Annotated in this window: 8 protein-coding genes; 5 read left to right on the plus strand and 3 right to left on the minus strand. The window is 35.6% G+C overall.

What is annotated here, in order from left to right; genetic code table 11:
• Nucleotides 1–101: 101 nt before the first annotated feature.
• The 4 genes from F6K15_RS34955 to clpP all read left to right on the plus strand — a co-directional run bounded on the left by F6K15_RS34955 (nucleotide 102) and on the right by clpP (nucleotide 4,226).
• Nucleotides 102–230 (plus strand): hypothetical protein, encoded by a 129-nt coding sequence (locus F6K15_RS34955; RefSeq protein ID WP_293070276.1) that lies wholly within the window; start codon nucleotides 102–104, stop codon nucleotides 228–230.
• Nucleotides 231–437: 207 nt separating this feature from the next.
• The gene (locus F6K15_RS34960) at nucleotides 438–566 is read left to right on the plus strand and encodes a hypothetical protein (RefSeq protein WP_293070276.1); all 129 of its coding nucleotides are present in this window, start codon (nucleotides 438–440) and stop codon (nucleotides 564–566) included.
• 998 nt (nucleotides 567–1,564) lie between these two features.
• Complete coding sequence (locus F6K15_RS34965; RefSeq protein WP_293070277.1) at nucleotides 1,565–2,740, plus strand: ATP-grasp domain-containing protein; 1,176 nt, start codon at nucleotides 1,565–1,567, stop codon at nucleotides 2,738–2,740.
• An 898-nt stretch (nucleotides 2,741–3,638) separates the two neighbouring features.
• On the plus strand, nucleotides 3,639–4,226 hold the full coding sequence (gene clpP, locus F6K15_RS34970) for an ATP-dependent Clp endopeptidase proteolytic subunit ClpP (RefSeq protein WP_293070278.1): 588 nt from the start codon (nucleotides 3,639–3,641) through the stop codon (nucleotides 4,224–4,226).
• 296 nt (nucleotides 4,227–4,522) lie between these two features.
• Here the strand turns inward: clpP and F6K15_RS34975 are convergent, their stop codons facing one another.
• The 3 genes from F6K15_RS34975 to F6K15_RS34985 form a co-directional block, all read right to left on the minus strand.
• Nucleotides 4,523–5,683, minus strand: a complete 1,161-nt coding sequence (locus F6K15_RS34975) for a hypothetical protein (RefSeq protein ID WP_293070280.1) — start codon at nucleotides 5,681–5,683, stop codon at nucleotides 4,523–4,525.
• A 207-nt stretch (nucleotides 5,684–5,890) separates the two neighbouring features.
• Nucleotides 5,891–6,121: a zinc ribbon domain-containing protein gene (locus F6K15_RS34980; RefSeq protein WP_293070282.1), complete on the minus strand. Its 231-nt coding sequence runs from the start codon at nucleotides 6,119–6,121 to the stop codon at nucleotides 5,891–5,893.
• Complete coding sequence (locus tag F6K15_RS34985) at nucleotides 6,037–6,543, minus strand: transposase (RefSeq protein WP_363269378.1); 507 nt, start codon at nucleotides 6,541–6,543, stop codon at nucleotides 6,037–6,039. The genes F6K15_RS34980 and F6K15_RS34985 overlap by 85 nt, the downstream gene beginning before the upstream one ends.
• A 1,621-nt stretch (nucleotides 6,544–8,164) precedes the next feature.
• Here F6K15_RS34985 and F6K15_RS34990 point away from each other — a divergent pair.
• The gene (locus F6K15_RS34990; protein ID WP_293070284.1) at nucleotides 8,165–10,471 is read left to right on the plus strand and encodes a ribonuclease R family protein; all 2,307 of its coding nucleotides are present in this window, start codon (nucleotides 8,165–8,167) and stop codon (nucleotides 10,469–10,471) included.
• The last annotated feature ends 689 nt before the right edge of the window (nucleotides 10,472–11,160 follow it).

Consider the following 11,160-nt stretch of genomic DNA (forward strand, 5'->3'; position numbering starts at 1 on the left):
TTTTTTTCCGAGTCAAACCAGGGAAAAATACTCAAACGTTGCAGTCAGAAGTCGCCACAGATAGAATTTGTTCTTCATCCTGTCAATCATAGAATTAGCTAATGAAAATATCCCAAGTAGTCATCAAGAAAGTTCCTTTTTTTTTCCGAGTCAAACCAGGGAAAAATACTCAAACGTTGCAGTCAGAAGTCGCCACAGATAGAATTTGTTCTTCATCCTGTCAATCATAGAATTAGCCAATGAAAATCTCCCAAGTAGTCATCAAGAAAGTTCCTTATCCTATCAATCATAGAATTAGCAAATGAAAATCTATAAAATAGTCATCAAGAAAATTCCTTTTTTTCCGAGTCAAACCAGGGAAAAATACTCAAACGTTGCAGTCAGAAGTCGCCACAGATAGAATTTGTTCTTCATCCTGTCAATCATAGAATTAGCTAATGAAAATATCCCAAGTAGTCATCAAGAAAGTTCCTTTTTTTTTCCGAGTCAAACCAGGGAAAAATACTCAAACGTTGCAGTCAGAAGTCGCCACAGATAGAATTTGTTCTTCATCCTGTCAATCATAGAATTAGCCAATGAAAATCTCCCAAGTAGTCATCAAGAAAGTTCCTTATCCTATCAATCATAGAATTAGCAAATGAAAATCTATAAAATAGTCATCAAGAAAATTCCTTTTTTTCCGAGTCAAACCAGGGAAAAATACTCAAACGTTGCAGTCAGAAGTCGCCACAGATAGAATTTGTTCTTCATCCTGTCAATCATAGAATTAGCTAATGAAAATCTATAAAATAGTCATCAAGAAAATTCCTTATCCTATCAATCATAGAATTAGCTAATGAAAATCTATAAAATAGTCATCAAGAAAATTCCTTATCCTGTCAATCATAGAATTAGCTAATGAAAATCTATAAAATAGTCATCAAGAAAATTCCTTATCCTGTCAATCATAGAATTAGCTAATGAAAATCTATAAAATAGTCATCAAGAAAATTCCTTTTTTTTCCGAGTCAAACCAGGGGAAAATACTCAAACGTTGCAGTCAGAAGTCGCCACAGATCTAATTTGTTCTTCATCCTGTCAATCATAGAATTAGCCAATGAAAATCTCCCAAGTAGTCATCAATAAAACCCCTATTTTTTCCGAGTCAAACCAGGGGAAAATACTCAAACGTTGCAGTCAGAAGTCGCCACAGATCTAATTTGTTCTTCATCCTATCAATCATAGAATTAACCAATGAAAATCTCCCAAGTAGTCATCAAGAAAATTCCTTTTTTTTCCGAGTCAAACCAGGGGAAAATACTCAAACGTTGCAATGATAAGTCGCCACAGATATAATTTGTTCTTCATCCTGTCAATCATAGAATTAGCCAATGAAAATCTCCCAAGTAGTCATCAATAAAACCCCTATTTTTTTTACCACAAAAATTTACAAATATCAGTAGTGGAATGAATTTTTCAGAAAAGTCTAAGTTGACAAAGGATTAAACAATTTTCTTGCCAGATTATAGTTGCATATGCCACTATAATAAAACATACTTACTATTTTATATTTCACAAATTAACTATGTTCTTTGTAGATAAACCATACATATCAGCATTTTTTAAAGCTACTGTCAGAGATAATGCTATTCCTTTAGTAGGTACAGATATAGCTCAAAAAATGAGCCTTTATAGTGGCACAAACATAATTACTGAAGAGCGAGCAATTGAGATAGTTAAACAATTAGATAATCCAACTATTTACACTACCTCTGAAAATTCCTATGATTGGATATCAAAACATTTACATTTCAGCGATATTCCTAAAAAAATAGAGCTATTTAAGAATAAGTATAAATTCCGGAAACTAACAAAATCTATCTTTCCCAACTTCTACTTCAGAGAGATACCTGCAAAAGACCTCAAAAGAATTGAATTTGATCAAATTCCACTACCATTTATGCTCAAACCAATAACTGGCTTTTTTAGTATGGGAGTTTATAAAGTTTCCAGTTACTCAGAATGGGTGAAAATCATCGATTTAATCACAGAGGAAATAGCTCAAACTAAAAACTTATATCCTGAATGTGTATTGAACACCAATTCATTTATCATTGAAGAGTATATCGATGGTGAAGAATTTGCTGTTGATGCTTATTATAACTCCATTGGCAAACCAGTTATTCTGGGAATTTTCAAGCATATATTTTCTTCAGATAATAGTGTCAGTCAAAGAGTTTATTGTTCATCCAAAGAAATTATTGAAAGTAACCTTGAGGAATTTACAAATTTTCTTGAAAAAATTGGTGATTTGGCTACAATAAAAAACTTTCCAGTACATATTGAGCTGAGAAGAAATAGTAATGGTATTTTATTGCCTATTGAAGTAAATCCAATTCGATTTGGTGGTTGGTGTAGTACCGCATACTTATCATTCTTAGCTCATGGTTTTAACTCCTATTTATATTTTTACTACCAAAAAAAACCAGATTGGTGCAAAGCTATTCAAGGAAAAGAGGGAAAATTATTTAGTATGGTTATATTAGATAATTCTACTGGCAAAAATGTCAGCGAGATTACATCATTTAATTATGATAAATTGCTAGCAAATTTTGAAAAACCCTTAGAGTTAAGAAAGATAGATTACAAACAATATCCTATCTTTGGTATCTTGTTTATAGAAACTAGAGAGGAAAATTTTATGGAAATTAAAAACATCATAGATTCAGACCTAAGTGAATTTATCACAGTCAATAAATAGGTTAATATATTCATAAACTTACACCAAATTTTTAACCTAGTCGATCTAGTAATATAAAAGTGGTACAAATATAATTGCTGAAGAGCGAGGTATTGAGATAGTTAAACAATGAGATAATCCGAGTATTTACCGAATAATTAAGGTTTAAAGCCTCTCCTTTAAAGGAGAAAAAAGCGGTCGTTTCGCTACGCGACATGAAAAGCGCAGCTTCCCGTAGGGTGGGATGGCAAGGTATCCTCGCCATATCCAAATGGGTGAAAACCATCAACTTAATCACAAAAGAAATAGCTCAAACTATCAACTTATATCCTGAATGTCTATTGAATATTAATTAGGGTTTGCTGAATAAGTCTTTTTGTTAAGGTAGGGAGTAGGGAGTAGTTAATAGTCAGGATAAATGGGAGTTATAGAGGGGGTAGTCGTTCATAATAGTTTCTTGATTTGTCTGCTATAGTTACCCCAAAATGCGCTCCTTTTGGAATCAAGGACAACCTAACTCCTTGTACTTTTTCCGGGCATAAAAAGGCACTTACTTTTATCTGTCAATGCCTTTAGATTTAATCAGCAAGTCCTAAATATACCATTACTATGCAGAACTACCATAAACTCTACCTTTATTCCCAATAAATTAGCTAAATTTAAACCATAGTCGCCCTTAATATATTAATGTCAAAAACTTTTAATTTTTAACTGAAAAATATCTCTAAATATTGTCAGAATTAAAAATGAAAAGTCAACAACTTATCCATTATTTTATCTTTGCAATTATCTGGTGAAACTCTGCCTAAATGCTAATAAACCCTACCTAACTTCCTAATAAATTTGCTAAACTTCAACCAGAATCGCTAAGATATATTAATGTCAAAAATTTTGACACTTAACTTTTGACTTAAAAAATATGATTCCAACAGTTATTGAACAATCTGGCCGTGGTGAAAGAGCCTTTGATATTTATTCTAGACTTCTACGCGATCGCATAATATATCTAGGAGAAGGCATAGACTCTGACTTGGCCAATCTAATCGTCGGCCAATTATTATATTTAGATTCAGAAGACCCAGAAAAAGATATTTATCTCTATATCAACTCCCCTGGTGGATCGGTCAGTGCAGGGATGGGTATTTATGACACTATGAGGCACGTTCGCCCCGATGTCTGTACTATTTGTATGGGAATAGCCGCCAGTATGGGAGCATTTCTTCTCAGTGGAGGAACAAAAGGCAAAAGAATGAGTCTACCCCACGCCCGAATTATGATTCACCAACCATTGGGTGGAGCACAAGGTCAGGCCACAGATATTGAAATTCAAGCTAGGGAGATTTTATACCTCAAAAAATACCTGAATGACTGTTTAGCAGACCACACAGGTCAACCCATAGAAAAAATTGTAGAAGATACAGAAAGAGACTTTTTTATGTCAGCTACAGAAGCAATGGAGTACGGCTTAATTGACCAAGTTTATAACCGTAACCCCTCTAATTCTTAATCAATTTTTTCTTGAGGCCTACTAAATTTTTCTCTTTTTCTTTTGGGTTTAATACCCCGCCGTCTACACCAGGGTCATTTCATTCTAGATTTTGGTAATTAATTTATTGATTTTCACACAGCGAAAGATAAATTTCCTAAAGCTTGAAATAACGTGGTTTCGTCAATAAATAAAATGGCACAGTTTAGAATGAAATAGCTCTACGTCTACACAGTGTTTACAATTGGTTGGGGTTTGAGTCCCCATCCATTTTTTCTTTCTTCCTTCTTCCTTTTTCCTTCTTCCTTCTTCCTTCTTCAAGGCGTATCTAACTTTTCTAAATTTTGTAAGAAATCTTGCAACTGTTCATAGGAAAGACGGGTACGCCCTTCTTCTCCATAATTTTTTTTGAGATAAGTTTTTCCTTTTGTTGAATTCCAACCCAAACGTTTAATTTCATTGGTAGTTTTACCAAATACTTCTAAATACTCCAAAAAGCTTTGTAACTCATCTACACTTAACTGTTCCAAAGATTCTTTGTTATGACTATATTCTAAATAATCTTGCTGTTGTTTAAGCTTCCATCCCTGACTCTTACTTTCCTTTGTAACCTTAAGCAATATATCTAAATATTGATGGAAATTAAATAATTCTTCTGTTGTTAAAAATTGGCGTGTTTTTTGATGATAATTTTGTTCTAGAAAATCTTGCTCCTTTTCTTTATTCCAGCCTAAACTATCAATCAAAATATCTATTTTTACATTATCATCAGATACATCGTATGATGAACTTAGTGAATATTTTTCATCATTAGTATCAATCGATCGATCTATTTCTACTGATGAATCTATAGATTCTGATGTAGTTACTTCACTATCTATATCATTATCATTTCCAGAGCTTATTAATATTTCTGCAGTTTCATCAATCTTTTCCTCCTTCTGTTCCATACCATAGTCAGTATCTAACCAACTATTATTATCAAATCCACCCGAATTTTGAGTATAATTGGGAAGATCATCATAGTTAATACTAGATTCTACTATTTGTAATTTCTCTTTTTCCATTGAAGTATAAATTTCTGATTCTTTCAACTCAGACGAAATAGTTGAACTATCAGGAACCTCATTAGCATCTAAATTAGATTTTGCTGCTGGTACTTCCTCTATTTCTTGTTGTAAAGAAGTGTTGATATAAGTGTTATTTTGTGGTAAAGGAGGACTAAAAGATTGAGTAGGATAAATTGGAACAGAACTTTGAGGTGTAGAAATAGATTGATCAAGGGGAAGAATGGCAAGCGATCGCTTTCTAGCCTGGTCTTCTGCCAACTCCACAGTATCAGCCGCCCCTAATCCACTGGCCAATGTTTCACCATTGACTTGTACTAGGACACGAACCACATACTTACCATTATAAATAGTAATTAACTCAGAGATTAAGCAACCTGTGGGGTAACAAGCTTGAAAACGTTCTAACATAATTGTCTACTTATTGAAACCTAGATCCAGTTAAAAGTCCAGTTTAGTACATTTGCCCAAAACTCAGAGCCATTTCAATAGAATTCTTGTACAAGCTTCAAGATTTATAGATGGCTTGAACAGTGTGAAGTTCTCTCCCGTTAAATAAGAGCGATTATAACGGGAGCTTCTCAAACAAAGAAGTTTCTTGCGAGTGCTAGCGCAACGCTACGCGAACGCAGGCCGATCAATATCTAAGCCTCCACGAGCAGACAAGATGATACCCACCTCGTTTAACCCTTTATTTAATATGTTAATTGCTGCATTCTCGTCCCTATCCAAAACTGTTTGACATTTAGGGCAAGAATGAGTTCTCACTGATAAAGTTTTAGGTACTTTTTGGCCACAATTACTACAATGAGTGTGATGTATTGTGAGGATGTAGGGGCGAATGGCCATTCGCCCCTACTTACATGAACACCGCGAACTGCCGCTACTGCATTCAATTTTTCAATAAAAGTACCCCAGGCTACATCATAGATTGATTTTGATAGTTTAGTATTTTTTGCTAAACCTCTAATGTTTAGGTCTTCTACTGCTATTAAATCATTTTCTCTAACTAATTTATGAGCTGTTTTGTCATGGAAATCTTCTCTTTGTCTAGCAATATGTTGATGTAATCTAGCTATTCTATTTTGTGCTGCCCTCCAGTTGTTTGACCCAATTTCTTTTCTAGATACTTTTTTTTGCTTTCTTGCTAAATTAGATTGGGATTTTCTATAAAATTTAGGAACAGAAATAGTTTCACCAGTATTAGTAGTTAAAAACTCTTTTAAGCCTACATCAATGTCTACAGCAGTTTTGATATTTTCTGTAGAAATTAAACTAGGTACTGACTTATCTTCTCAGCTAAAACTTACATCCGGGACCATCAGCTTTTTTGGTTATAGTTGCAGTTTTAATCGTAAACCCATCTGGAATTGGTCTATGAACTATGACTCTTATAGCACCAAACCTCGTAGCAATTATTTGTTTTCCATCAAATTTTATTGCTGATGAGCGGATGATTAACTCTACTAAAACACAATGACCTTAAAAACCCTGATTTTTTAAATCTTGGTCGTCCTGCACGCTTACCAGTTTTATTGGGTATTAGCCTTTCATGTCGACTCTTAGCCGAAACTTTTCCAAGCTTTATCTAGTCTTTGTAAGTTAATTTGTTGAACTTCGTATGGATATTTCCTTGTAATCAGGAAATAACTCTTTTGTCTGTTTAAGTGCTGATTACTGAAAATAATAATCTGGTCTACTGGAAATCTCGCCAATAGGACATGAAATTAATGAACAACGGTCAACTGGACATCTAGTTCTATTTAACCAGTCTAGTCTTTGACTATCACGCATAATTGTAATGCCTCCGCAACAGTAAAGAGCCAATAATCAATTTTGACTGACTGTTCAGGAGTAGGCTTAATCTTGTAGCAATGAGTAATTATCATAATTTTATCAGGACTCTTTATTGCTATATTTGAACAGCAATCGAAACCTATTTAATTTACAGCTCGGCAATTCCCCTCCCGTTAAATCGCAGATTATAACGGGAGACCCCGAGACCGTATCAAGTTGGGGTTGAAGTCAGAGGAGCAGTTTTTCCAAATCGCTATTAAAAGGACATCATATTACTTATCTAAAAACATCTGAATTTTCCTTGCCGAAAATTACTTTTGCCAAAATTCTAATTTAAAGCTATTCTAAGGTAGGATAAATTTATAGTTAACTCAAAAAATGAGGCCATTAAACAATTTATCTAAATAAGGTAAATTAAGACAAAGTTATGATATGGCTGAATTAGGAAAAGAGAAACCCAACATAACAAAAGTAGCCCTGGGGGATGAAGCACACCTGTAGCAAACTCTTCTTTGTCTAAAGGTTCTTCTCACTCCACCAGCAGAAATAGCTCCACCTAACTAAAATTATCCTGAAAAGCTGCTAATCCTGATCGATATTCAATGAATAATGTTACGATTAATGGCTTAACTTATGGGTAACTTAAGTATTGGCAGATGAAACAAGAGAGCACGTCCAATCAGCATATCTGATGTCTGGAAAGCTATGGGACTAGCTACTTGAAAAACAATACAGTCCAAAGTTGGTTACCTTTTCTTATAGAATAAATAAACGATGAAATTAGTCGCACGTCATAGACCTTAATCACCAAAGAATAAGTTTCCCATAAACTACGGTGAAGACACAAAAGTACAAACCATTTATCCTAATACATTAACAAAAAGTAGTAAAGATAGTGGTAAATACTAGATAGCTGGGCGGTTTTGTCTACGATGAAATAACTCTACTCAGTAAATGTCTCGCCAAAATTAGCTTAAGAGCACCATTAAGCATTTAACTAGGGAAGACTGATTAACACAACTATCTAGGTGAAACAGTCAAGGCAGACTAATTTATAGGATAGCTGAACCGATAACAAAAAGGATAGAACGCTGCATGAAATTTTCCATCGCTACACTCCTAGCAAACTTTAGTGAAGACAAGTTAGTCGCTCCTAAAGCAGTGGAGAAAAAACTAGATTGTCAAGACGATCAAAGTATCCATAAATTACAAATTGCTTTGGATGCTCTAGAAAAAATAGGAGTTCTAGCCAAAGATAAAGGTCGTTATCGACGGCTGATTGAAGAGGCAATTGTAGAAGCAAAACTGCGCTGTTCCAGTAAAGGATTTTGCTTCGCAATACAAGACTCAGAAGGAACAGAAGATATTTATATCCGGGAAAGTCATCTGAGTAACGCCTGGAATAGCGATCGCGTCTTAGTCAAAATCATCAAAGAAGGCAGTCGTCGTAGGAGTCCAGAAGGAGAAGTAAAATTAATCTTAGAACGTGCTAACCCCTCCTTGTTAGCCAGAATCAAACAAATAAATGGACATAATGGGGAACCCTATTATCGGGCAGTTCCCCTAGACGATCGCTTACTATTTGAAATCGACTTAGTACCAGAAAATGCTGACCTAGGGAATGCCATCGATCACCTCGTCCATGTCGAAGTATTGCGCTATCCCCTGGGCGAAAAACGTCCAATAGGAAAAGTCGTTCAAATTCTCGGTTCAGATGCAGAAGCTGCAGACGATATGGATATAGTATGTTGCAAACATGACTTGCCCCGTTCTTTTTCTGATGCTGCGATCGCAGAAGCTGAGTCTTTGGTTAAGCACTCCACCAAGGCCGATCAAAAAAATAGATTAGATTTGCGCGAACTGCTGACAGTTTCTTTTGGAAATGCCAATAAGAAAGACATTAACCATGCTCTAAGTATAGAAACCACTTCCTCCGGTTATTGGCGAGTGGGAATTCATATTGCTGATGTGGCATACTTTATTAAGCCAGAGTCACAACTAGACAAGGAAGCTCGTAAGCGAAGTATCAGCATATACCTGCGAGATACAGTAATTCCGATCGTGCCAAAGATTATATCAAGTGATTACTGTTCTTTACTACCAGAAAAAGATAGACTCGCTATATCGATCCTAATTACGGTCAATAAAAATGGTCAAATAGTTGAGTTTGAAATTGAACCTAGTGTGATCAAGGTAGACGATCATCTTAGCTATGAACAGGCAAAAGAAATTATCAATGGCAACACAGAGGAATTAGTTAATCTCCCCTCAGATCAAATTGAGAATACAATTAATAAACTCAACGATGTCAGTCAAGCAGTCCGCAATGCAAGATTACGAAGAGGTGGTTTCGATCTCAATTTACCAGATGAAAAAAGCTATTACAATGATGAGGGAGAGTTGGGAGCAATGATAGTTCCTGAATTATTTCCAGCTCGTTCCATGGTAGCAGAATTAATCGTCCTAGCAAACCAAGCAATAGCAAGTCACTTAATTTCACTGGGAGTACCAGCAATTTATCGAGTCCAAAATACTCCAGATCCAGGAGACATTCAAGAATTTATTAAATTAGCTAGTAATCTTGGAGCTGAGTTATATCTAGAAGATGAAGAAGATGTGCAACCTGCTGACTATCAAGCATTTATTGAAGAATTTACTGCACAAAAATCAGAAAGAGTGCTGGCATACTTGCTTGAAGACACTTTGAAACCAGCTATTTACAGTACCATAGCTCAACCCCATTTTGGACTAGCATTGCAACATGGTTATGTTCATTGTACATCACCAGTTTCCAGATATTCTGACCTGCTGATTTCACGAGTCTTACATACCATATTTAATGAAGGACGCGATCGCCGTTCGAGTCGTTCCAAAGAGGGTGTGGAACTAGGTCATTCTTCCTGTCATGGCAAAATTACCTGGAATGTTTTACCTCCAGAAATACAGCAAGAGTTGGAAGCGCAATTAACATCAGTAGTTGTACATTTAACAGAACGAGAAAATGTCGCACAGGATGCTCAAGAAGACTTGGAAGGATTAATTAAAACTGGATTGATGAAGGAACGCACGGGGCAAACTTTCCAAGGTTTGATTACAGGGGTGCAGTCTTACGGTTTCTTTGTAGAAATTGAGATTTCCTCCGAGTCAGTAGAAACTTTCAGAGTAGAAGGTTTAGTTCATGTATCCTCTCTCAAAGATGATTGGTATGAATATCGTTCTCGACAACAAACTCTTGTGGGACGCAAAAATCGTAACCAGTATCGACTAGGGGATATGGTAGAAGTACAGGTTAAGAGTGTTGATTATTATCGCCAGCAAATTGACTTAGTTGCAGTAGGTGGTGGTAGCATTGCTTTTGATGATGATGAGTTTTCTACCCCTAGTCATCCTTATAGATATTAATTAAGTAGGGTGATGGGGTAATGGGGTGATGGGGTGATGGGGTGATGGGGAAAAAGTTAGATGAAATAGTCTAGTAGGGGAGCAAGATGCTCCCACTTGGCTGGCATCTTGGCCGCGATAGGTGTACCTCATGGAGAATGGAAAGCGCTGTATGATGCACTACCACCAAAATATTTAGACTGTTTCATCTTAAATGTTGCAATAGATGTAGCTTGGGTTGAGGGACGATCTTTGTAGCTTATCCGTAGGATAAACCCAACAACAATCTTTCTCCCCTACTCCCTAATGCACTATTTTAGATAAAACAGTCCATATTTATCTTGTCAATTAATTGAAAAAGCTGATCACTGATAACTGTTAACTGATAACTGAAATGGGGGTTGACAAGAAAATTTGACATGGTATTATATTTAGAATGGATAACTTGTGCTCCTCACGGGGTGACAAGCTAGTCGAAAGGTATATATAGAAGGGGATTTGCGTTCTGGATCTGAAGAATACTTCAACAGAAAGGGAACGCTGGCCTTGAGAATAGATGGGGGTGTAGTGCGATCGCTTCTCGATCGCACCCCCACGGTGGGTTAATTTTTTATTCATTCAGAAAACTTTTAAAACAGTTAAAAATATGATCAAAAAGGTTTGATAATTACAAACAAAAAAGAATAAAAAGTGAATATATTAGGCTTTGA

The sequence above is a fragment of the Okeania sp. SIO2B3 genome (assembly GCF_010672525.1).
Lineage (GTDB): Bacteria > Cyanobacteriota > Cyanobacteriia > Cyanobacteriales > Microcoleaceae > Okeania.

Coding starts and splice junctions, on each gene's coding strand:
- clpP (WP_293070278.1), top strand. CDS start 3,639: ATGATTCCAACAGTTATTGAACAATCTGGCCGTGGTGAAAGAGCCTTT.
- F6K15_RS34980 (WP_293070282.1), bottom strand. CDS start 6,121: ATGGCCATTCGCCCCTACATCCTCACAATACATCACACTCATTGTAGT.
- F6K15_RS34965 (WP_293070277.1), top strand. CDS start 1,565: ATGTTCTTTGTAGATAAACCATACATATCAGCATTTTTTAAAGCTACT.
- F6K15_RS34955 (WP_293070276.1), top strand. CDS start 102: ATGAAAATATCCCAAGTAGTCATCAAGAAAGTTCCTTTTTTTTTCCGA.
- F6K15_RS34960 (WP_293070276.1), top strand. CDS start 438: ATGAAAATATCCCAAGTAGTCATCAAGAAAGTTCCTTTTTTTTTCCGA.
- F6K15_RS34975 (WP_293070280.1), bottom strand. CDS start 5,683: ATGTTAGAACGTTTTCAAGCTTGTTACCCCACAGGTTGCTTAATCTCT.
- F6K15_RS34990 (WP_293070284.1), top strand. CDS start 8,165: ATGAAATTTTCCATCGCTACACTCCTAGCAAACTTTAGTGAAGACAAG.